The following is a 22,091-nucleotide window of genomic DNA, read 5'->3' on the forward strand; positions in this document are numbered from 1 at the left end:
AACCCTGGTTCCGATCCGAGATCGGATGCTCCCCGCGGCACTCGGCCCCGGGGGACGGGGATGCGCGAGCAACAATAGCGGCAAAATCCGAGTCAGAACCGCGGCCGGAGTCGGCGCGATCCCGTGCCAGCATAGTTCGTCAAGCTCTCCGTAAAGCACCGATGAGCTTGGGGGACAGTCCCGCACAATCCACGTCACTTCAGGTCGATTTCGCGACGCCTCGTTGCTCGTCGAATTCTTGCTCCGGCCAGCTTTTCACTCGGCAGGTCTGGTAGCACACTACATTCATTCGTTGGTGGCGATCGTCTCCGGGCGAAGCACGGCGAGCAGGTGGCAGGGCGGCAGGGGCGTACGTGCTCGCGACAGCTCGCCCCCTCGACGCGTGGAAGCCCATGAAGGCGCCTCGAGCCTGCGGACCGGCCGAGGCGCTCGCATCCACGTTGACCCGTGTCCGCTCCTGGAGAACATCGATGTTCAACCTCACCCATCATCGCCTCTCGCTGCTCGCCCTGCTCGGCGTGCTGGCCGCGCCAGCGCTCGCCTGCGAAGCCCCGCGCGAGGGCGGTGTCGCAGGGGACCTCGCCCAGGCCGAGCTCGACGTCGAGGACGATGTCGGCGCGCTGGCCGCGGCCGAGGTCGCCGTGGCGGACTATTTCATCGCGACCCATCCTGACTACCGCAGATGCGCCGCGCCGATGTGCGGCGGCCATTTCGTCGCCCGCGTCAACACGAGCGTGACCCGCTGCGCCGATGGAACTTGGCAAGAAGAATGCCACATGTTCGAGCTGGATCTGTCCGGGCTCGGGCTCGATCGCTCGACCGAGGCCAAAGCCAGAGAGGCGTTCGGTGCCGGGCAGGCGCTGGTCCGCGGCGGCCTGAAGCAGGTCCAGCTCGGCGACCTGCGGTCGCGGCCGGCTGACGTCCTCGTCGCCAGCGAAATCTGGCTCGGGGCGACGGGCAATGCGCCGAAGGGCCACTTTTCTCGGGTCGACAGCGCCGGGATCGTGTGCGTGACGTATCCCTGCCCCTCCTTCTCCGAGCATAGCCTGAACACCAACCTGAGCGGTCCACTCGACGGCGTCGATCTGTCCGCGTCCGGGGCCACGGTAAAGCAGGTCGAAGGCGGCATGACGGCGCTCTCCACGCCCGGTCTGCTGGTCGCCGGTCAACACACGGTCATCACCGGCCCGGCCGGCTCGATGAACCGCCTCGACGCGGCGGAGTTCTACCTGCGCCTGAAGTGACGCCGGCTGGGCGGCTCGTGCTTCTTGCGCGCCGCGTTCACAACAAACCAGATCATGGCCAACGCCGCGAAGGCGATGACACCCGTGGCAAGCGCTTTTGCTCCGGTGGTGAGCTTGCGGAGCCGAGTCCGACCGGTTCGTTCCATGTTGAACGAGAGCCTCCGCTCGTCGGGCTCGACATCACCCGGGGCAACCTCGCCATGCGCAGCACACGCTAAGTCCGGGATCGCCTACGCGACCCAGAACGGGCTCGCCCGCACGGCCGGGAGCTGAACGAGCGCAACGACTTATCCATGGCTCGAAGGGGCCGTGTTCGCTCGGCAGCCTGCGAGCGAGGTGCTTCACCGACCGCCAGGGCAGCGTGACATGTCACGCGACATGTCACGATCGCGGCGTGACATGTCACGTGGAGGCCCTGGAGGCGGCAGCGCCGGCCCGAGGGGGCGGCGCTGCGCGCGGGCGCGCGCCAGCCACGTGACGGCAGCGGGCAGCAGCCTGCGACGGGCCACGCGACCGCGCCGACGAGCATTGTAGCGCGGGATGGCGAGAGATCGGCGCGCCTCTCCACGTGCATCGGCTGGAACGCCTTCTGCATTCGCGTACGCGCACATGGGGGCCTGCCGTCTCTAGGCGCCGGTGGTTCAAGAGGAGATCAGCGATGCATTTTCAATCACCATTTCAACGGTGGCTATTCATCTTATCGACATGGCTGTTCGGTGGGGCGCTGCTGGCCGGCGGCGCCGGCTGCGGCCCCGAAGCGCCCGCAGGCGTCAAGCTGCGGCAGCAGTTCCCCGATCAGGCAGCGCAGGTCCTCGAGGCCAGCGAGGCGTTCGTCGCGGTCAACGGCGGTTTCTCGCTCGCTTCGCTCAGCGATCCGAGCCGCGAGCTCGACATCGAGGCAGCGTTGCTGCGCCGCGGCGGGCTGCACGCGGCCCTGCCGGCACGCGGCGAGGGCGAGATCCGGTTTCATCTGCCCGGCGGGTTCGAGGCGCGCGTGCGCGAGCTCGACGCCGAGGGCGAGGGCGAGCTCACCGAGCGCGCGGTGGCGTATCCGCGCAAGGGCGGCACGTCGTTCTGGTCGGCGATCGACGCGGGCTACGAGGAGTGGCTGCTGCTCGACGCGGGCGTGGCGCGCGCGGATGCGCCCGCGGCGGTGTGGCAGGTCGAGGGCGCGACGCTCCGGCAGCAGCGCGACGCGGTCGAGGTGGTCGACGAGGCCGGCGCGGCGCGGCTGCGCGTGACGGCGCCGGCGGCGTACGCGCGCGGCGGGCGGCCGATCGCCGTGCGCCTCGCGGTGCGCGGGGCGACGATCGAGCTGTGGGCCGACGCGGGTGGAGAGCCGGCGCTGGTCGACCCGGTCTGGACGTGGGCGCCCGCGATGAGCACGGCGCGCAGCGGGCATACCGCGACGGTGCTCTCGAGCGGCGACGTGCTCATCGTGGGCGGCTACAACGGCGCTGTGGTTGCGAGCGCGGAGCTCTATGACCGGGACACGAATAGCTGGTCGCCGGCCGGGTCGCTGACCACCGCCCGCCGCTACCACACGGCGACGCGGCTGAGCAACGGCTGGGTGCTCATCGCGGGCGGCAGCAACGCCTCCAACGCGTCCCTCGCGAGCGCGGAGCTCTATGACCCGAACACGAACAGCTGGTCATCGGCCGGGAGCCTGACCGTGGCGCGCTCCGGGCACACCGCGACGTCGGTCGAGGACGGCAAGGTGCTCGTGACCGGCGGCCAGAGTGACAGCTCCACCTACTTGGCGAGCACCGAGCTCTACACGCCCGGGTCCAATAGCTGGTCGCCCGCCGCGCCCATGACCACGAGCCGCAGCGGGCACACGGCGACGCGGCTCCTCGACGGCAAGGTGCTCGTCGCGGGCGGGCGCAATGGCGCCTACCTGACGAGCGCGGCGCTCTACGACCCGAGCAACAACACATGGTCGACGGCGGGATCGATGGGCGTTGCCCGCAACAAGCACACGGCGACGCTGCTTCCGGACGGCAGGGTGCTGATGGTGGGCGGCGCCGACTCGAACTCTCACGAGCTCTCGAGCGCCGAGATCTACACCCCGGGGACGCCGCCCACCTGGACCCCGGCCGCGTCGATGGCCACCCCCCGCATGTCCCACACGGCGACTCGATTCCTGAGCGGCAAGGTGCTCGTCACGGGCGGAACCACCGCGAGTAGCACGGAGACCGACAGCGCGCAGATGTACGACCCGGCGACCAACACCTGGATCGCCATCAAGCCAATGGGCAGCAAGCGCACCCAGCACACCGCGACGCTGCTGGGCCTCAGCAAGGTGCTCATCACGGGCGGCTTCAGGCACGACGGCCTCACGACCGGGTACCTGGCGAGCGCCGAGCTCTACGACCTCGACGCCGAGACATGGAAGTTCGTCGCGCCGATGGCCATGGCCCACCCCGCCGGTGCCGCGGTGCGGCTCCAGGACGGCAGGGTGCTCGTGACGGGCGGATACGACGACGATGGCGACGAGGACCCCGAGAATACTGCCGAGCTGTACAACCCGACGACCAACACCTGGACGTCCGCGCCCGACATGCCAGTGGACCGAACATGGCACACGATGACGCTGCTCGGGAACGGCAAGGTGCTGGTCGTGGGGGGCTTTGAGGACGTCTCTGCGCTGGAGAGCGCCGCGCTCTACACGCCCGCCACCAACACGTGGTCGTCGATGGGACCCACGGGCTTCGATTTCGCCCGGACCTCCCATACCGCGACGTTGCTTCAGAGCGGCAAGGTGCTGGTCGCCGGGGGAAATCCCAATAGTGTCAACGGTCAGGCGCCCACCGCGCTCTTCAACCCGTCGACCAACATCTGGTCGACGGCCGCGCCCATGGTCGTTCCCCGTTGGGTTCACACCGCGACGCTGCTCCAGAACGGCAAGGTGCTGGTCACCGGAGGCCGGCGCAATAGCAACGATAGCTATACCAAGACCGCCGAAATTTACGATCCGACGGCCGACGCGTGGGCGGCTGCGAGCGACATGATTGCCGCTCGCGGAGAACATAGCGCCACGCTGCTCGCCAGCGGTGACGTGCTGGTCGTTGGAGGGCGCGATGCCTCGAGTTATCTGTCGACCACCGAGATATATCATCCGGCGTCGAACGCCTGGTCAGCCGGTCCTGCGATCATCGCCCGCTCCATGCACGGCGCGACGCGGCTCAACGACGGCAGGGTGCTCATCGCGGGGGGGCGAAACGGCGCCGGCATGCTCCGGAGCACCCAGGTCTACAGCCCGGTGTCGAACACGTGGACCACGACGGGGCCGATGGACCAGCCCTATACGTTGGACAGCATGATGCTCCTGCTCGCGGACGGCAGGGTGATCAACGTGGGCAATTACGACGGGAGCGTCGAGATCTACACCCCCTGACGCCCGCGGGGCCATCGCGTCCGCTTCGCCCGGATCGCGACGGTTCGCCACGGCAAATTCGTCCTTGGGCAACACTGTAGTGGCTAGTCTCTACGCACGTCCCGCCCGCCCAGGCACACGCCCACGTAATCGGCGACCATCCTCTCCAGCGAGAACCGCTCCCGCGCGCGCTCCCACCCCGCCGCCCCCACGCGCGCCCGCCGCGCCGGATCGGCGCCCAGTTCCACGAGCGCCGCGGCGAGCGCCTCGGCGTCGCCCGGCGGCACCAGCCGGCCCGTCACGCCGTCGTCCACCTGCTCGGCCATGCCGCCGACCGCCGTGGCCACCACCGGCAGCCCCTCGGCCATCGCCTCCAGCGACGCGTTCGGGCACCCGGCGGGCTCGGCGATCAGCGCGAACACGTCGAGCTCGCGCAGGAACGCGCGCGTGTCAGCGAGCTCGCCGACCCACTCGACCGACAGCCCCGCCGCCATCCGCCGCAGCTCCTCGGCGTGCGCCTCGGCGCCGCGCTCCACGCCTCCTGCGATGCGCAGCACGTGCGGCGGCAAGCGCGGCGCCGCGAGGCGCAGCGCGGCGAGGAGCTCGTCGAGCTTCTTGTGCGGGTGGATGCGCGCCGCCGTCCCGATCGCGAGCCGCCCGTGCCCGCCGCCGGACGCGCGCTGCTCGGGCGCCGGCGCGCGCAGCGCCGCAGACGGGAGCGGGCCGAGCGCCACGCCGTTCGGCACCACATGCGCCGGCGCCCCGAGCACCTCGGCGGCGAGCGCCGCCTCGGCCCCGTACTTGACGATCACCCCCGCAAGACGAGCTCCATAGTCGCGCGGCGCGCGGTACGGCAGCCCGCGGCGCGGCGACACGAAATACCGGCGCAGCGAGGCGAAGTACATCTCGCCCGGGCTGACGTCGAAGAGCGGGACGTCGAGCAGCCCGTCGGCCAGGAGCACCTTGTGCTCGGCGATCACGTTCCACATCAGCACGGCCTCCGGCGGGTCCTCCTCTATCGCGCGCAGCAGGCGCTCCACCGCCTCGGCCGGCTCGATGTCGGCCGGCGGCGGCACCGCCAGCACCGGAATGCCCGCGGCCACGAGCGCGCGGCGCCCCGGCGTCGGGTACTCCGGCTGCTCCTCGATCACGGCCGCCCGGCCGCGCACGCCGGCCGCCGCGAGGCCGAGCAGCAGCCGGCGCGCGCTGGACTGGGCCCCGCCCATCGAGAAGTTGTTCGTGACGAGGAGCAGCCCGTCGCCCCGGTGCACACCGCGGTTCCGCGCGATCGCCCGCGGGTAGAGCCGCGCATACCCCTCGGCCATCCGCGCGAGGCTGAAGTGCCGCGCCACGACCTCCCGGCCGCTCGGCGGCCTTACCCCGGCGCGCGCCTCCGCCACGACCTCCCGGCCGCTCGTCGACCCGCCGCGCGCGTCGCCCGCGGCGCCGGTGCGCGCCGCCGCCACGATCGCCCCGGCGAACCGCTCGGGCGCGGCGTCGAGCGGCAGGTGGACCATCGCCGGCGTCTCGGCCGCGATCTCCGCGGTCCCACCGGCGCCGGTCGCGACGACCGGGAGGCCCGCCGCGAGCGCCTCCAGGTGCGCGAGGCTCAGCCCCTCGTGGGCGCTCGGCGACACGAGGACGTCGGCCGCCGCGAGCAGCCCGGCGACGTCGCCGACCGCCCCCGCGAAGCGCACCTCGGCGCGCAGGCCGAGCCGGTCGACCTCGCGCCGGATCTCCGCTTCCGCGGCCAGCGCCTGCTCGCTGCCCGGCGATGCGCTCCCGGCGATGACGAGCCGAGCCGCCCGCGGGTCGCCGGCCGCCGCCAGCGCGGCCCGCGTGGCCGCGAGGATTCCAGGCAGCAGGTGCAGCCGCTTCTGCGGCCGCGGGTTCGCCACGGCGAGCAGCACGAGGTCGTCCGGCGCGATCTCGAGGCGCCTCCGCCACGCCGCGGCCTCCGCCGACCTGGATCGGCGCACCGCCTCCCCCGATCCGGATCCGGACCGATGCGCCTCCGCCGCCTCGGCCCGGCGAGCCGCCTCTGCAGGCGCGAGGTCGATGCCGTTCCAGACCGTGCGCGCCGGGATCGGCAGCGCGCGCTCCGCGAGCTCCGCCTCGACCGCGCGCGCGCACGCAACGAGCAGCGCCGCGTCGTCCGGAGCGAGGCGATCGAGGCCCGCCGGCCAGCCTGCGGCCACGTTGTGCACCGTAACGAGCGGGCGGTACCCGCGCGCGGACAGCCGCGCGAGGTCCTCGGCGTCGAACAGGTGCGCGTGCGCGAGATCCGCGCCCCACGCGGCGAGCCCGCGGGCGAGCGCGTCGAAGCGCGCCTCCCGGTCTCCGCGCGCATCGGACAGATCGAGCGCCCCCGGCGGCGCGGCGAACGTGGCGCGGGTCGGCCGGTACACCGCGCAGACGAGCGAGCGCACGCCGCGCCGCGGCAGCTCCCTCGCGAGGTCGATCGCGATCCGCTCGGCGCCCCCCTGCTGCAGGCTGGTCACCACCTGCGCGACCCGCAGCGCCGCGCCGTCGCACACGTCGAGCGGCGCGTGCCGCACCACGCGCGCCCGCCGCGCCCCGAGCTCGCCCTGGAGCGCGGCGTCGAGCGGCTCGCCCGCGCCGAGCCGCGCCGCGACGCCCGCGGCGAGCGCCCCGTCGAGGTACACGCTCGCCGCGCGGGGCAGCCCCGGAGCGCGGCGGGCGCGCGCGGCGCGGCTCAGCTCGCCGCCCGTGGCGCGCAGCAGCTCGGTCCACGCCGTGGCGTCCGGCTCGGGCACGGAGGGCGCGGCGAGGTCGATCGGCGCAAGGACGGCGCCGAGCGCGCAGAGCGGCAGCCCGGTGTCGCTCGGCGGCGGGAACGGGTCCGGCTCGATCGCCGCGGAGGGCGCAGGCCAGGCGCCCCCGCGCACGAGCCACACCGGCCCCGCCGCGAGCGCCTCCGCCGCGGCCGCGAGCGGCGCCGCCGTGAGATCGACCGGCGCGAGCCCGGCGAGCCGGAGCGCGCGCAGCGTGCGGCCGGCGCGGGCGCGGTGCGCGGGCGCTTCGGCGAAGACGGCGCAGAGCGGGCGGCGCATGCGGGAGCTGCGGAACATGCGAACCATGTGAGATCGAGCGGCGCGGCTCAGTAGGCCGACGGATAGCCGCGGAACGGCGCGGCAGCGGCCACGTCCGGCGCGCTCGAGATCCGGTCCCGCGCCCTGTGCCCCGCGGCGGCCGCGCGCGGCGCGGCGGACGGCGCCGCGGCCCACCCGGCCGCGCGCGGAGCGGCCCACGCGGCCGCGCCGATCTGCTCCACCTCCACGGCGGACGGGACGCCGCCCGTGTAGACGAACTGCCCGCGCGGGCCCGGCTCGATCGGGACCGACGCGCGCCGCATCGCGCCCTTCACGAGGCAGCGGTAGTGGAGCATCGACCCGTGCAGGTGCGGGGGCGCGTGCAGCCAGAATCCGTCGCCCTGCGGCCGGAACGTCACGCCGGGCGGCGCCCCGGCCATGGGCCTGCGGCCGACCGCGCGGCGCACGAGCAGGCCGATGAGGCCGATGACGGCGCTGGCCAGGACGACGCCGCCGCCGACGAACCCCACCGTCGCCGCGGTCGACCAGGAGCTCGAGCGAGGCGCCTGCGCGGTCGCCGCCGGCGCCGGGGTCGGCCCAGGCGCCGTGGCAGGGGCGCTCGCCGAGAGCGCGGCGACCACGCGGAAGCCGTTGTCCGCGTTGCGGCTGCCGGGGTCGTTGCGGTACCGCGCCGCGGCGCGCAGGTGCTTCGCGTCCTTGAGCCACGACCCGCCGCGCAGCACGCGGCGGGGCTTGTCGCCGGCCGGGGGCGCCGTCTGCTCGGGGTCGGCCGCCGGGCCGGGCGCATAGGGCCCGTACCAGTCGCGACACCACTCGTAGACATTGCCGCTCATGTCGTGCAGGCCGAAGGCGTTCGGCTGCTTCTGCCCGACAGGCCTCGTCCCGCTCCCCGCGTTGCCCTTGAACCACCCGATGGCGGCCGCGGCGCTGTCGTTGTCCCCCGCATAGAACCGCGTCTGGGTCCCCGCGCGGTCGGCGTACTCCCATTGCGCCTCGGTCGGCAGGTCGAACGCGCGGCCGGTCTTCTGCGTCAGCCAGCGGGTGAACTCGCCCGCGTCCTTGAAGGTCACCAGCGTCACCGGGTGCACGTCGGTCTGCGGGAAGCCGGGAGTCCTCCAGGTGAACTCCTTGCGCTGCGAGAGACCCTTGCCGTCGAACCCGAACCCGCCGGAGGCGCCGGCCTCGGCCTCCGTGCGGTAGCCGGTCTCCGCGGCGAAGCGCGCGAACTGCCCGACCGTGACCGGAAACTTCCCCAGGTAGAAGTCGCGGCCGAGGGTCACGTCCCGGACCGCCTCGTCGTCGCCGCGCCCGGCCTCCGCGGGCGGCGAGCCCTGGCGGAAGCGCCCCGCCTTCACCAGCACGAGATCGAGCTGCACCCCCCCGAGGTCGATCGCGAGGGCGGGCGCCGGATCCGCGGCCCGCGCCGAGGCCGGGGCGAGGAGGGCGACGGCCGCCCCGAGGACGAGCGCAGGAGGGACGCGGCAGGCGGTGACGCGAGGCTGCACGGGCCCACGCTACCAGAGAGCGCGGCCGAGGTGCGCTCGCAGCGACCCGAGCGGCGCAGCCGACCGAGCGGCGGTGAGCGCCCGGATCGCCCTCGCCCCGCCGGAAGAGCGGCGCGCCGGCGCCCCCTCCCTTGCGCCGCGCTCGCGACATCACGCTTATCAAAACGTCTTTACAGTTCTTCACTCAACACATGATCTGACCGGCACCAGCGCGAAAACAGCTACAAAACAGCCCGCCAATGCCGCTCCGGGTGACCCATCGGGGCCGGGATCGAGGCTCGACAGGCGCTCGTCCGCATGGCATCCAGCGATGCTCGACGCCGGGCTCAACCGCGGTCGAGCGCGCCCCGGCCACAACTCACAGCGAAGCGAAAGGATGTACGCACTGTCGGCCGAAGCGTTCGATGTGCCATGGCACGCGGACGAGCGCGGGGCGCGTGGCTCGTCCTCCGGCGCTGAGGACGTCGTATCCTTGCTGCGCGATGGCTGCCTGACGACCGATCGTTCAGCGTCGGAGCTCACAACGAACGACCCGCAGCGCGCCTTGAACCGCGAGCTGCGAGCGGCTGCACGAGCACAGCCTGTCCTCGCTCTCGCGGCAGACTCACGTGTGGGTGGTGGGGGGATTCCCCCATCCTGCCGGCATGAGGGAACCGCCAAGTCGCCACATGCGCCCCTCGCCGCGGCGGGTGGCAGCGAGGACGGTGGGGAGTTCGGCGCGGCGCCGAGCGTACGTGTCGACATGGTGAGCGGTACGATCATCTACCCCGCGCGTCCGCGTTTGATCTGCGGCGGGGCGCCGACAAGGACATTGCTTTTGGCGGCGGCAATCACTATTGCATCGGGGCGACGCTGGCTCGCCTCGAGGCGCGGCTCGCCATCGACACGCTGCTCGGCCGCTCTCCGAGATGGGGCTCGCGGGACCGGACGAGCGGGCGCGGCCGCCCTCGATCCTGGAGATGACTTCATGATGCGTCCGACTCCGCCCTCGATGGGGTGAGGTCGGCCGCGGACATGCCGGCGCGGACCAGCCGGCGTCGATCGATTTCCCCGGGTGTGCGCCCCTCCGCGAGCCCCCGGGAGCCATGTGCGCGCGACACGACCGGCGCGCGCGAGATGCGATACCAACACACGGCAGGGATCAACGCATGCGAACAACGACCTCACTCATTGCTCTCCTCGGCGCAGCCGCGCTCTTCGGCTGTTCTTCCTCGGACTCCGGCCCTCAACCCTCCGAGGACGAGCTGCTGGCGCCGCCGGCCGAGGGCACCGGCGTGCAGTATCGGATGGTCTCCACGCTCGAGCCGGGGCAGGAGATCGAGCGCTGCCAGCTCTTCGTCGCGCCGCCGGAGGGGCTCAACGTCAACCGGGAGATGGTGCGGTACTCCGGCGGGAGCCACCATGTGCTCCTGTACGCGACGCCCTACACGTCGATCCCGACCGAGACGCGCCGGGGCGTCGCCCTGGACGCGAGCCAGGTCCACGACTGCAACGACGGCCCCCAGGCTGACTGGGACGCCACCGGCGTGGTCGCCGGCTCCCAGTCGCCCGACGGCAACTCGTTCCTGGGCGAGCTCCCGGAGGGCGTGGCGCTCAAGGTCGCGCCGGGCACGGTGCTCCTCATGAACACCCATTACGTGAACGCGTCGCCCGAGGCCATCGAGACCGACGCGCGCATCAACCTCTACACGATCGCGGACGACGAGGTGAAGGTCGAGGCGGGCATGCTCTTCCATTACAACCCCTTCATCAGCGTGCCAGCGCACGGAAAGTCCACGGCGCGCATGCGTTGCGTCACCGAGAACGACATCTCGGTGGTGAGGATCCAGTCGCACATGCACCGCCGCGGCGTCGGCTACGTCGCGCACAAGGTCGATCTCGACGGCAAGATGGAGGAGCTCTATACCCACGATAGGTGGGAGGGGGTCCCGTCGCAGGAGTTCTCGCCGTTCCTCGAGGTCAAGGCGGGAGAGTCCCTGGACTACCGCTGCGAGTTCAACAACGTCGAGGATCGCAACATCGCGCAGGGCCTGACCAGCCGCGACGAGATGTGCATGCTGATCGGGCCGTACTTCCCGCGCTCCCCGGCCTACGAGAACTGCGACACCGAGGAGGGCATGGTCGCCGCGACGTGGTTCGGCGACGGGAAGACCACGTGCGCCGAGGCGTTCGAGTGCCTCGGCAACGCCCAGGATGACGCCGCGGTCTACGGCTGCGTGGTGAACAGCTGCGAGGGCGTCGGGCCCCAGCTCTCGGCGGCGCTCGCCTGCCAGATGACGGGGGGGAACGGCGCCTGCATCGAGGCGTGCAGCGGCGAGGACGCCGAGGCCTGCACCACGTGCGTGGGCGAGGCGTGTGCCGCGGAGATGGAGGTCTGCCAGACCGCGACGTGCAACTGACGTCGCGATGACAGGCGCCGCGGGGCGGCCCTGCGCCACCCCGCGGCGATCCTCCCGCTCCCGTGCCGCTCGCTCAGGGAGCCGCGAGGAGCTCGGCCGCGAGCTGGATCCCCAGCTCCTCGGCCTTCGCGTGGTCCTCGACAGGATCCACGACCGCCCGCGGCCCCGCGAACGCGATGTAGGTGACGCCGCTCTCCACCCCGGCGCCCGGCCGCTCGATGCCTACGGCCTGCGCCATCGCGTACGATCCCATCCCGATCGTATCGCACTCCCCGGTATCGCCGAGGATGCCATAGGCGACCGTGTCGCCGCGGATGACCGCCACCACGGCCCCCAGCTCGACACCGGCGTCTTTGTGATTCCACGCCACCGCGTCGCATTCGTCAGGCCAGCTGTTGGGGGCGACGACGAACGGGAGATGGACCGAGTCGAGCGCGTTTCCCTGCGAGTCGGCCAGCGCCGTGTGAGCAGTCGACGAGGGACACTCGGAGGACTCATGGGATAGACCGTCGCAGTCGATCCCCATCCCGGCTTGCCAGAAGTACGCCCCGTTCAGCCCGCAGACAGGGATGCCGGGCTCCGCGTTACCGTCAAACGCGTTCCTGAAGAGCCCCGACGAGGCCGGGCGGCACGACGCCGTGAGCGCGAGCAGCTCCGCCGCCGTCGGAGGGCCCGGCGCCTGACCCCCGCCGGCTCCGCCCTCGCCGGCGCCACCCTCGCCGGCGCCGCCGCTGCCCCCGTCGCCTCCCCCGCCGGCTCCGCCCTCGCCAGCGCCCCCCTCGCCGGCGCCAGCGCCTCCCTCGCTTGCGCCGCTCCCGCCTGTGCTGCCGCCGCCGGCGCCGCTCCCGCCTGCGCCTCCCTGGCCGACACCTCCCTGGCCGACGCCTCCCTGACCTGCGCCTCCCCCGCCCTGGCCGGCGCCGAACTCGAGATCGCCGACCCCGGAGAGGCTCGTACACGCGCCGCCGCCGGAGAGCGCCAAGGCCGCGAGCACTCCCCCGAGCCACGCCCTCCTCGCGCCTGGCGCCAGCGCTCGCATCAGAACGTCCCCTGGAGCTCGATCCGCCCGAGGCCCACCCCGGCGCTCCAGACCACGCCGCGCGGCGCTCGCGGCGGCGCGCCCGCAGCCGCAGGCGCGCCCGCGGCCTCGGACGCGCTGCCGCCGCCGGGCCGGACCACGAGCAGCACGACGCCCGCTGCGGCCGCCGCCGCGCCCACGGCGAAGCCCACGGTGGACACATGGCCCAGCGTGGCCGCTGCGTCCGCGTCGCCTTGCAGCTCGGCCGGGCAGCGCCGGCCCTCGCAGCGCGACCTGATGTCCGAGACCTGCGACAGCGACATGAGGCCGGTCACGGCGCCGACGCCGATGCCCACCGCCCCGAGCCCGAACGCGACGCCGGCGGGGACCAGCGAGCCGCCGCCCTCCGCCCCGGCCGGCGCCGCGGGCTCGGCGCGAGGGGGCGCCTTCACCGCCGCCGCGTCCAGCGCGGCGCGCACGCCGGCGAGCTCGGTCTCGGCGTCCTTCCGCGCCTCGAGGAACGCCGTCGGCGGATCCTCCGGGAGCGGCTCGCCGAGGACCTGCTCGTACAGGTCGCGCGCGGCCTCCAGGCGGCCGAGCTTGCGCTGGCACCGCGCCATGTAGAGCACCAGCGTCGGCGCATGAAAGAGGCGATCCGCCTCCTGGAAGACGTCGAACGCCTCCTGCCAGCGGTCCGCGCCGTACAGCTTGAGCCCCTCGTGCGCCTTGGTCCGGGCGGCCTGCTGCGCCTCGGCCGCGGCGCCGTCCGGCGGAGGCGCCCCGAGCGCCGGCACGCCAGCCAGCAACGTCACAACGAACGCACACCGGCGAAGACAGTTCGAGAGCATCATCATCCTTGTCCGTCAGAAGCGGTCAGAAGCGGTCAGAAGCGGTCAGAAGCGGTCAGAAGCGGTCAGAAACCGGAGTAGAAGCCGGAGAGGGCGCCATGGCCGTCGCCTGCTTCACGGCCCCGCGCGCCCGCGCGCGCCGCCTCGCCGCGGCGGCCGACACCTTAAGGGGAAGAGCGCACCACCGTCCAGCGACGACTCGGATGACGAGCGCCGTGATCTCCCAGCATCCCCGGCGCGCCCGCCGCCCGCCCGGCGAGGTCACCGCGGCGCCGCGGCGCTGGCCAGGGGCCGCGCGCGCCGCGCCGGTCCATGGCGAACGAGCGAAACGAGCGGACCGCCGACGACGCCGCGTCGAAACGGATTCGATACATGGCGCATGGTACGGCTTCATGCATGACTTGCCCCCTCAAACGCTCGGATGAACTGGCGGCGCGAGCTCGATTGAGGCTCGACAATGTCCTGACGGATGAGCGGTCGCTCGTGGACCTGCTCCGGGTGGTCACCGTCGACGTCCACGAGGCAGCGAGCGTCGAAGAGGCGCTGCATCGCACCATCACGCACATCTGCAATCACCTCGGCTGGCCGGTCGGGCATGCGTACGTGCCGGCCGCGGACGATCCGTCTCTGCTCCTTCCCACGGCGCTCTGGCACCTGAACGATGAAGCAAAGTTCGCGACGTTCAAGGCTGTCACGGAAGCGACACAGTTCACCGCGGGGCTCGGTCTCCCCGGGAGGGTGCTCGCCTCGAAGCAGCCGGCGTGGGTGCGCAACGTCACGGTGGACGCCAATTTCCCGCGCGCCAGGCTCGCGAGGAACCTGGGCGTGAAGGCGGGGTTCGCGTTCCCCGTGGTGGTCGGCGCGGACGTCGTGGCCGTGCTGGAGTTCTTCTCCGACGCCGAGCACGCGGACGACGGGAAGTTCACGGCGACCATCGGCCGAATCGCGCGGCAGCTCGGCCGCATCTTCGAGCGCAAGCACGGGCAGGAGATGCTGAGCAGGGAGCGGGACTTCATGGCGGCCGTCATGGATCTCGTCGACGGCCTCATCGTGGTGCTCGACGCGCGGGGCCGCATCGTCCGCATGAACAGCGCCGCCGAGCAGGCGCTGGGGAGCGCGCGGGGGCTCCGGGAGGCCCGGTTCCTCTGGGATCTCACGCCCGATCCGCGCGCGTCGGCGCAGCTCAAAGGCCTCTTCGAGCAGCTCGGCGCGGGCGGGTCGAAGAAGCAGGTGGAGGTGCCGTGGACGGCTGCAGACGGCGCCCGCCGGGTGACGGCGTGGTCGGGCGCCGTCCTGCGCGGCAGGGACGAGAGGGGCCGGTTCGTCATCATGACCGGCATCGATCTGACGGAGCGCAAGCGCGCCGAGGAGGAGCGCGCGCGGCTGCAGGAGGAGGTGATCAAGGCCCAGGACGCCGCGCTGGCGAAGCTGTCCGTGCCGCTCATCCCCATCCGCGACGACGTGGTGGTCGTGCCGCTCATCGGCCCGCTCGAGGCCGGGCGGGTGCGCCGCATGATCGAGGCGCTGTCGCGCGGCATCGCGAACCGCCGCACGCGGATCGCCATCATCGACCTGACCGGCGTGGACGAGATCGATCCGCCGGCGATGGAGGCGCTGCTCGAGGCGGTGCGGGTCGCGGGCCTCCTCGGCGCGCGGGTGGTCCTCACGGGGATCCGCCCCGAGGTCGCCCAGCGCCTCGCCGAGCGCGGCGCGGACATGGGCCGCTGCGCGGTGAAGAGCTCCCTCCAGAGCGGGATCGCGTTCGCGATGGCGAGCCGCTGAGCCGCTGAGCCGACCAGCGCGCCCGACGTCGGGTGTCGTCCGTCCGTGACCGGAACGGCATCATCACTGCATGGAACAGGGACGAACGCGACACCGCCGCGCCCTCGTTCCGTGCTGTAATGAGGCGCTCCTGACAAACCCCTCGTTTTGCTGGCATTTTCAGAGAAGAATTCAACAGGGAGGCGGGGAGACGGGGAGATCGGTGGTATTTCACTCCCCGTCTCCCCGACTCCCTGTGAATCTTCCCGGGAAATTCGAGGGGATGCTTCAGGAGACGATCCCCAGAAAGGTCCGGTGCAGCGCCATGCGATCGACGTCTTCCCTCTTGAAGCGATGCTTATGGGTTCGGCTGCCTCTGCTCGCCTCGGCGCTCGCCATGGCCGCGTGCGCGGCCTATCCGCCGCTCGACGTGGACGAGGGCGCGGAGGCGGAGCTCCTCGGCGAGCACAGCGATGCGCTGTCGACGCGCGTCCGGCTCATGGCCGCCAACATCACGAGCGGCAACAACCAGAGCTACGATCCCGGGCACGGCAAGCGCATCCTGCAGGGAATCAAGCCAGATATCACCCTGCTGCAAGAGTTCAACTACGGCGGCAACACCACCTCCGAGCTCCGCGCCTTCGTCGACACGACGTTCGGCGCCGGGTTCAGCTACTACCGCGAGAGCGGGGCGCAGATCCCGAACGGGATCGTGAGCCGGTGGCCGATCGTGGCGTCCGGCGAGTGGGACGACACGTCGGTGAGCAACCGGGACTTCGCGTGGGCGCGCATCGATATCCCCGGCCCTGGCCACGTGTTCGCGATCAGCGTCCACCTCCTGACGTCCAGCGCGGCGGCGCGCGACACGGAGGCGCAGAACCTCGTCTCGTTCATCGAGGCGAACGTGGCCCAGGGCGATTACCTGGTGATCGGCGGCGACTTCAACACGGGGAGCCGGACCGAGGCGTGCGTCTCGAGCCTCTCGGACGTCGTCGTCACGGCCGGGCCCTATCCCGCCGACCGGAACGGGAACGCGAACACCAACGCCGGCAGGACGAAGCCCTACGACTGGGTGCTCGTCGACGGCGACCTGGAGGCGTACGAGACGGCCGTCGTGATCGGCGGGAGCAGCTTCGCGAACGGCCTGGTGGCGGACACGCGCGTCTACTCGCCGCTCTCCGAGATCAGCCCCGCGCTCTCGTCGGACAGCGGCGCCTCGAACATGCAGCACATGGGCGTCGTGCGCGACTTCCTGGTCCCCGACGGCGGCGGCGGGGCGGGCGGCAGCGGCGGGGCCGGCGGCAGCGGCGGGGCCGGCGGCAGCGGCGGGGCGGGCGGCAGCGGCGGGGCGGGCGGCGGCGGCGCGGCGGGCGGCGGCGGGGGCACGGGCACCGCCGCCGTGATCATCAACGAGGTCCTCGCGAACGAGCCGGGCAGCAACACGGCCGGCGAGTTCGTGGAGATCGTCAATGTCGGCACGGCGGCGGCGGCCATCGCCGGGTGGACGCTCTCCGACGGCACGTCGACGCGCCACACCTTCCCGACCGGCGCGTCGCTCGCGCCCTCGACGGCCATCGTGGTGTATGGCGGCGCCTCCGCCGTGCCGAGCGGCAGCGGGGCCGTCGCGGCGTCCACGGGGTCGTTGAACTTCGGCAACAGCGGGGACACGGTCAGGCTGCGAAACGCCTCGGGCGCGACCGTGGACACCGTCACCTACGCGAGCGGGCTCGCGGCGCAGGACGGCGTCTCGATGAACCGCAGCCCCGACGCCTCCCCGGGAGCGCCCTTCGCCCTGCACAGCACCCTTGGCGCGAGCGCCTCTCCGGGCCGTCGCGCGAACGGCTCGGCGTTCTGAGGCGCCGCCCGGACGAGCGTGGATTGCCCCGCTGGCCCCAGGTCGTCGTGACCCATGGCCGCCCCTGAACCAGCGTTTGCAGAGGAGTCGATCGGGCTGGTCCCGCCGAGCGGCCAACCAGCTCCTTCGCTCCAGATCTCCGCGACAGCCCATCGAGGTCGAGCGCTGAAGCGCCGCGTGCGCCGCCAGCACGAGCCTGCTCGCGGCCGCGCGAGGGGTATACCCCGGAGGCCGGTACACAGGGTTGACGGTCAGCGCCAGGGCTCTAGATGGTGAACCGCGTCAAGGCCGGAGAGAGGCCTGACGTACAGCCGATCGTTCGAGACGAGCATCGTTCTCTCAATGGCAGGAGGGGTGATCCATGAGCAGGCTACGCCGCGGTCTCGCTACCCTGGCCGTCGTGTCGCTCACGTCGGCGGCCGCCTATGCGCAGATGATGATCTATGCGTATTCCGGGCCGACCACCAGGGCCGGAGGGGTCACCGGGACCACCCATCGAACGTTCACCTATGTGTCGATGGGCAGATGGGAGGCACGAACGAAAAATATCTGGAGTGATGGGCTACAGGATCCCGAACAGGTGGATTACTACCTCGAGTACGACAGAGGGCCCGGGAAGGTCTGCTTGAGCCACGAGCACCAGGACCCGATCTGTCTCCTGGACGACGGGATCTACACCTATCGCGCGTGGCCGGGGTCCCCGAGCGCCGAGGTGAAGTGGTGGAAGCAGCAGGGGAACGGGTACTGGCAGTCGGGGAGGCCGTGATCGGCGGGCCGCGCTACGGCCGCTCCTCGCCTCCCCCGGCGCGCGCGGCGCGCGCCTCGAGCGCAGCCGGAGCGCCGCGCCGCAGCGCCGGGAGCCGCCAGAGCGACTCGACGACGCCGAGCAGGACATAGACGCCGAGCCCCCCGGCGAGGACGAGCGCGGGCCCCCAGCGGACGGAGAGGAGCGCGCTCGATCCGAGCGCGAGCGCGATGGCCAGCAGCGTGCGGGGGCCCGGCCGGAGATCCTTGAACGAGCGGAACCGGAGGGTCGACACCATCAGCATCGAGAGGAGCAGCGTCGTCGCGAGGACCGCCGGCGCGACGCCGGCGCCGCCCAGTTGCCCGCCCGCGCCGTGGCGGGTCATGACGATCGCTATCAGGATCCCCGCGGCGCCCGTGACAGGGAGGCCCACGATGTACCTCGCGGGCGACGGCGGCCCGCCCGCCTCGCCCATGGAGAGGACGTTGAAGCGGGCGAGCCGGATCGCGCCGCACGCGGCGAACACGGACCCGCCGAGCACGCCGGCGAGACCGAGGCGGTGGAGCGACCACTGATACACGAGCAGCGCCGGGGCCACGCCGAAGGAGACGAGATCGGCCAGCGAGTCGAGCTGGACCCCGAACGCGCTCTCGGTCCGGGTCATCCGCGCGACGCGGCCGTCGAGCGTGTCGGCGAGCATCGCGACGAGGATGAGGAGCGCGGCGCGCTGGTGGTCGCCGTCGGACCGCGCGGAGGCCGAGAGCCGTATCGCGTCGAAGCCGCAGAAGACCGAGGACAGCGTGATCAGGTTGGGAAGGAGGTACAGGGCCCGCCTTGGCGCGGGCCGCGGCCGCTCCAGCGCCACCTCGCCGCGAGGGCGCTCGGGGCGCGCGCTCGTCGCCTGCCCCGGGCCCGCGGGACACCACGGCCCGACGCCGGTGTCCCACGCTGCTGGAGGATGTTCTGACATGGTGGCGATCCCGCGGGATAGGGGCGCCGCGGCTGAAGGCCGCTGACCGATGAGCGCGCCCGGCCGGCCTCGTAGTACACGAGGCGGCTCGCGTTCAAGCGGCAGACCCCTCGGCGGCGCAGCGGTGCGCAGGCGGGCCGCCGTCGACCCTCGGGGGTGTCGAGGTGGGCGCGGGCGAGCTCGGCAGCCAGGCCGCCGCCTGTCACAACGGCCTGGACGTCAGAGCAGCACCGCGATGACGCCGGCCCCGATGAGCGCGACGGCCCAGGCCCGATCGAGGTTGAACCAGGCGGTGCGAAGGATGGCGACGCCGAGCTTGTGATAGACAACGAGCGCGACCGCGGCCGCCGCCCCCATCATGGCGGCCGTGTGGACGAGGACCGCGGCGAGGTAGCCCAGCGGGCTCGCGAGCGACAGGCCAGCCGCGTTGTGGCACCCGCCGCCGTGGCACGGAGCGGGGCTCTCGGCGCCGAGCAGGAAGACCGGGAGCAGCATGAGCCCCGCGCCGTGCGCGGTGGCCATCAGGAAGGACCACCAGGTCAGGTCGAGGAAGCCGACGCGCATCCCGACCCACCTCGGGTGGCGCGGCTTCAGCAGCTTGAGCACGCCGAACGCGACAAGCGCGGCCGCCGTGAGCCACCGCAGCGCCGCGGCGGGGACGCTCGCGAGCCCGATCCCGAGCAGCGCGACCGTGAGGCCGATCGACGCCGCGTGGCCGAGCGCGATCGGGACGAGCGCCCGCCGCACCGCGCCGCTGCTCTTCTCCTGCAGGCCCAGGGCGACCGCGAACAGCCAGCCCATGCCAGGGTTGATGCCGTGATAGGCGCCGAGGAGCGCCAGCGTGAGCCAGGGCATCATGGCCGGCTAGGGATAGCAGAACGAGTCGGACGACGCGTCGCCCCCCTCGAGCCGCACCTGGTGAGGGCGCAGCGAGCCAAAATCGACGAAGAACTCGGGATCGACCGAGATGCCCCCGCCCGCCGCCACATCGACCTTGGCCATCCAGCCGCCGACTCCCTCGGGATAGAACTGCTCGTCCCACGACGCATAAAGCGAGTTGGTGAAGTAAACGCGCCGGCCGTCGCGGCTCACCTCGACCATCTGCGGCCCGCCCCGCAGCGGCCCGGAGCGCGGATGCGCCGCCCGGCGCACGATGCCGCCGAGGTGCACCGAGCCAACCAGCTTCGGGTGGAACGGGTCCGATACATCGTACTGGCGGAGCTCGCCTGTGCCCCAGCACGACACGTAGAGGAACCGGTCGTCGAGGGAGAGGTTGATGTCGGTGATCAGCGGCGGCACCGCCTTGAAGCCCTTGAGCAGCGGCGGCAAGAGGTCGGGATCCGCGGGCTCGGCCGGCACCTCGATCACCTTGCGGATCGCCCACCGGTCGCCGTCGCGATGCCAGAGCCAGATCGAGGCGGAGAGATCCTTGACGCTCACGACGACGCCGACGAAGCCATAGGCCTTGGTCGGGTCGTGGGCGGGGCGGAGCTCCAGCGCCATCTGGTGCTCATCGCCCAGATCCAGCGCCTGGAGGTGCTTGCGCTTCCGCAGGTCCCATACATGAACGCGGTGACCGTACTTCTTGCCGAGCAGGAGCTCCGGATTCACGCCGTCCTCGATCATCTTCGGCGTCCCCCACTCGCTCGTGAGGAGGGTGTCGTGGCCGAGGTGCCACCAGAAGTCGTAGTGGAGGAACTGCGGCCCGCGATCGATCTCCCATCGGCCGAGCACATCGAAGCTCTCGCAGTCGAGCACGAAGATGCCCCCGGGCCCGTCGCCGTCCGGGCCGCCGAGCGCGCTCACGTAGATGCCGTCGGGGCCGCAGTGCAGCGTGTGCGGGCGAGAGTAGCCGGCCCGCTTCGCGATCTCCTCGGCGCGCACCGTGTGGACGAGCTCGGGGCGGCGCGGGTCCGGCTTGACGTCGAAGACGAAGATGTTCGATGAGCGGAGCGCCGGGAGCAGGAGGAAGCGGCGCTCGACGTGGGGGTGCGGCGCGTAGGGGCACAGGGCGGCGCTGCACGCGTTCCAGCCGGAATGGTGCAGCTCGTCGCCGTAGGTCGGCAGCTCGTTGACCGAGACCAGGGTGCCATACGCCGGCGACCTCGGATCGAGATCGACGACCGTGAGCGCGTCATGGCGCAGCTCGCCCGGGCGCTTCAGCGCGGCGCCCGCGTCGAGCGCGGTCACGTAGGCCAGCCGCTCGGGCGGCGCCTCCATCGCCAGGCGCGGCGACGGGTAAAAGGTGGGATCCGGACGAAACCGCATGCGCTGCGTCTCCTTGGTTCTGGGCGTTCGCGTGTTGTTCCAGGCGCCGCCGGCGAGGACCGGCGCGCTCCGAGCCTACCCCGGCAGATCGGTGCTGAGGAACACCTCGTGGATATCGAGCTTGCTCGGGCCCGCGAACATCTCCTTCGGCGCGCGGTTCCGGTGCGCCTCCGCGAACGCGGGGCTCCTCGTCCAGGCGATGAAATCGTCCATGGACCGCCACCAGGTCTTCACCTCGTAGAACCCCTGCGCGTCCGGGTCCGGGCTCCACGCGCCGGTCGCGTGGTCCAGCTTCATCGGCTTCGGCCTGTGGACCTCGTTCCGGATGAAGCCGGGCGCCTGATCGACCAGGTGGACCCTGTTCTTGAAGCGATCCTCGAAATCGGCCTCGTGGCCCTCGGCGACGGGGATGCGGTTGGTAACGACGATCATCGCTCCTCTCCTTCTTGCTTCTTGCTTCTTGCTTCTTGATCGTACGGGAGGCCTGCGGGCGGCGGCAAGCTTGGCAGCGCCTGTGCCCGGCCGGGGCCGCGCGGCGCTGGCGCCGCTCGCGCGCTCCCGCGCTGGCGCCGCTCGCACGCCGGCAGAATGCCTGAGAATCCCTCGGAGCTCAACGCAATGCCGCTGGCGACACGCAACCGATCAGAACCATCGCTACGGATTCACCCTAACCGCTCCGACGTCAGCGGATCTCTCGCACTCGAACGGTACAGACTGGCCCGGAAGACAGACGGGAAAGCCCTTATGGGCTCGCCAGACTCGAGCATTCCTCAGCGGAGCACGGAGAATCGCACGGAGCGGGCCCTTGTTGAATACCTCACAAACCGTGTTGCGTGATCGTGAGTCGCATGGTACTCGGATGGCGTCCGGGGCAACGATCATGCCCTGTTTGCAACGAACGGAGCCGAACACGACGCGCAGCGATCCGCCGGAGCACGATGTCATCACAAGGGAACCTCGTCCTCCGGCCTCATCTGGCTTCGCTCGCTTCGCCTGTTCCGCCCGGGCTCGCGGCGCCTCCGCCGCGC

Annotated in this window: 14 protein-coding genes; 6 read left to right on the top strand and 8 right to left on the bottom strand. The window is 72.0% G+C overall.

The window, feature by feature from the left end; genetic code table 11:
- The first annotated feature begins 470 nt into the window (after positions 1 to 470).
- On the top strand, positions 471 to 1,244 hold the full coding sequence (locus WMF12_RS35060) for a DUF6748 domain-containing protein (protein ID WP_437852348.1): 774 nt from the start codon (positions 471 to 473) through the stop codon (positions 1,242 to 1,244).
- A 658-nt stretch (positions 1,245 to 1,902) separates the two neighbouring features.
- Positions 1,903 to 4,641: a Kelch repeat-containing protein gene (locus tag WMF12_RS35065; RefSeq protein WP_437852349.1), complete on the top strand. Its 2,739-nt coding sequence runs from the start codon at positions 1,903 to 1,905 to the stop codon at positions 4,639 to 4,641.
- An 83-nt stretch (positions 4,642 to 4,724) separates the two neighbouring features.
- Here WMF12_RS35065 and WMF12_RS35070 read toward each other — a convergent pair whose 3' ends face one another.
- On the bottom strand, positions 4,725 to 7,712 hold the full coding sequence (locus tag WMF12_RS35070) for a glycosyltransferase (RefSeq protein ID WP_437852350.1): 2,988 nt from the start codon (positions 7,710 to 7,712) through the stop codon (positions 4,725 to 4,727).
- A gap of 29 nt (positions 7,713 to 7,741) precedes the next feature.
- Positions 7,742 to 9,199, bottom strand: coding sequence for a formylglycine-generating enzyme family protein (locus tag WMF12_RS35075; RefSeq protein WP_437852351.1), 1,458 nt, complete (start codon positions 9,197 to 9,199; stop codon positions 7,742 to 7,744).
- A 1,148-nt stretch (positions 9,200 to 10,347) separates the two neighbouring features.
- Between WMF12_RS35075 and WMF12_RS35080 the strand changes: the two genes are divergently transcribed.
- Positions 10,348 to 11,598, top strand: coding sequence for a hypothetical protein (locus WMF12_RS35080; protein ID WP_437852352.1), 1,251 nt, complete (start codon positions 10,348 to 10,350; stop codon positions 11,596 to 11,598).
- Positions 11,599 to 11,671: 73 nt separating this feature from the next.
- Here WMF12_RS35080 and WMF12_RS35085 read toward each other — a convergent pair whose 3' ends face one another.
- Both WMF12_RS35085 and WMF12_RS35090 read right to left on the bottom strand, forming a co-directional pair.
- Positions 11,672 to 12,637 carry a glycoside hydrolase family 75 protein gene (locus WMF12_RS35085; RefSeq protein ID WP_437852353.1) on the bottom strand — a complete coding sequence of 322 codons (966 nt, stop codon included), beginning with the start codon at positions 12,635 to 12,637 and terminating at the stop codon, positions 11,672 to 11,674.
- A complete protein-coding gene (locus tag WMF12_RS35090) occupies positions 12,637 to 13,428 on the bottom strand; it encodes a tetratricopeptide repeat protein (RefSeq protein WP_437852354.1) in 792 nt (263 codons plus the stop codon). The genes WMF12_RS35085 and WMF12_RS35090 overlap by 1 nt, the downstream gene beginning before the upstream one ends.
- Before the next feature lie 480 nt (positions 13,429 to 13,908).
- Here WMF12_RS35090 and WMF12_RS35095 point away from each other — a divergent pair, with 480 nt between their 5' ends.
- The 3 genes from WMF12_RS35095 (at position 13,909) to WMF12_RS35105 (ending at position 17,846) form a co-directional block, all read left to right on the top strand.
- Entirely contained in the window at positions 13,909 to 15,246 is a 1,338-nt protein-coding gene (locus WMF12_RS35095) for an STAS domain-containing protein (protein WP_437852355.1), read from the top strand.
- A 304-nt stretch (positions 15,247 to 15,550) separates the two neighbouring features.
- Positions 15,551 to 17,080 (top strand): lamin tail domain-containing protein, encoded by a 1,530-nt coding sequence (locus WMF12_RS35100; protein ID WP_437852356.1) that lies wholly within the window; start codon positions 15,551 to 15,553, stop codon positions 17,078 to 17,080.
- 580 nt (positions 17,081 to 17,660) lie between these two features.
- Complete coding sequence (locus WMF12_RS35105) at positions 17,661 to 17,846, top strand: hypothetical protein (RefSeq protein ID WP_157907114.1); 186 nt, start codon at positions 17,661 to 17,663, stop codon at positions 17,844 to 17,846.
- A 13-nt stretch (positions 17,847 to 17,859) separates the two neighbouring features.
- Here the strand turns inward: WMF12_RS35105 and pssA are convergent, their stop codons facing one another.
- The 4 genes from pssA to WMF12_RS35125 all read right to left on the bottom strand — a co-directional run bounded on the left by pssA (position 17,860) and on the right by WMF12_RS35125 (position 21,495).
- Positions 17,860 to 18,795 carry a CDP-diacylglycerol--serine O-phosphatidyltransferase gene (pssA, locus tag WMF12_RS35110; protein WP_437852357.1) on the bottom strand — a complete coding sequence of 312 codons (936 nt, stop codon included), beginning with the start codon at positions 18,793 to 18,795 and terminating at the stop codon, positions 17,860 to 17,862.
- A 219-nt stretch (positions 18,796 to 19,014) separates the two neighbouring features.
- A complete protein-coding gene (locus WMF12_RS35115; RefSeq protein ID WP_437852358.1) occupies positions 19,015 to 19,653 on the bottom strand; it encodes a hypothetical protein in 639 nt (212 codons plus the stop codon).
- Positions 19,654 to 19,659: 6 nt separating this feature from the next.
- Positions 19,660 to 21,063, bottom strand: coding sequence for a selenium-binding protein SBP56-related protein (locus tag WMF12_RS35120; protein ID WP_437852359.1), 1,404 nt, complete (start codon positions 21,061 to 21,063; stop codon positions 19,660 to 19,662).
- Positions 21,064 to 21,138: 75 nt separating this feature from the next.
- Complete coding sequence (locus WMF12_RS35125; RefSeq protein WP_437710456.1) at positions 21,139 to 21,495, bottom strand: antibiotic biosynthesis monooxygenase family protein; 357 nt, start codon at positions 21,493 to 21,495, stop codon at positions 21,139 to 21,141.
- Between the last annotated feature and the right edge of the window lie 596 nt (positions 21,496 to 22,091).

The organism is Sorangium sp. So ce363, from assembly GCF_051520435.1.
Lineage (GTDB): Bacteria > Myxococcota_A > Polyangia > Polyangiales > Polyangiaceae > Sorangium > Sorangium cellulosum_B.

Coding starts and splice junctions, on each gene's coding strand:
- WMF12_RS35060 (WP_437852348.1), top strand. CDS start 471: ATGTTCAACCTCACCCATCATCGCCTCTCGCTGCTCGCCCTGCTCGGC.
- WMF12_RS35065 (WP_437852349.1), top strand. CDS start 1,903: ATGCATTTTCAATCACCATTTCAACGGTGGCTATTCATCTTATCGACA.
- WMF12_RS35070 (WP_437852350.1), bottom strand. CDS start 7,712: ATGTTCCGCAGCTCCCGCATGCGCCGCCCGCTCTGCGCCGTCTTCGCC.
- WMF12_RS35080 (WP_437852352.1), top strand. CDS start 10,348: ATGCGAACAACGACCTCACTCATTGCTCTCCTCGGCGCAGCCGCGCTC.
- WMF12_RS35085 (WP_437852353.1), bottom strand. CDS start 12,637: ATGCGAGCGCTGGCGCCAGGCGCGAGGAGGGCGTGGCTCGGGGGAGTG.
- WMF12_RS35100 (WP_437852356.1), top strand. CDS start 15,551: ATGCGATCGACGTCTTCCCTCTTGAAGCGATGCTTATGGGTTCGGCTG.
- pssA (WP_437852357.1), bottom strand. CDS start 18,795: ATGTCAGAACATCCTCCAGCAGCGTGGGACACCGGCGTCGGGCCGTGG.
- WMF12_RS35115 (WP_437852358.1), bottom strand. CDS start 19,653: ATGATGCCCTGGCTCACGCTGGCGCTCCTCGGCGCCTATCACGGCATC.
- WMF12_RS35120 (WP_437852359.1), bottom strand. CDS start 21,063: ATGCGGTTTCGTCCGGATCCCACCTTTTACCCGTCGCCGCGCCTGGCG.
- WMF12_RS35125 (WP_437710456.1), bottom strand. CDS start 21,495: ATGATCGTCGTTACCAACCGCATCCCCGTCGCCGAGGGCCACGAGGCC.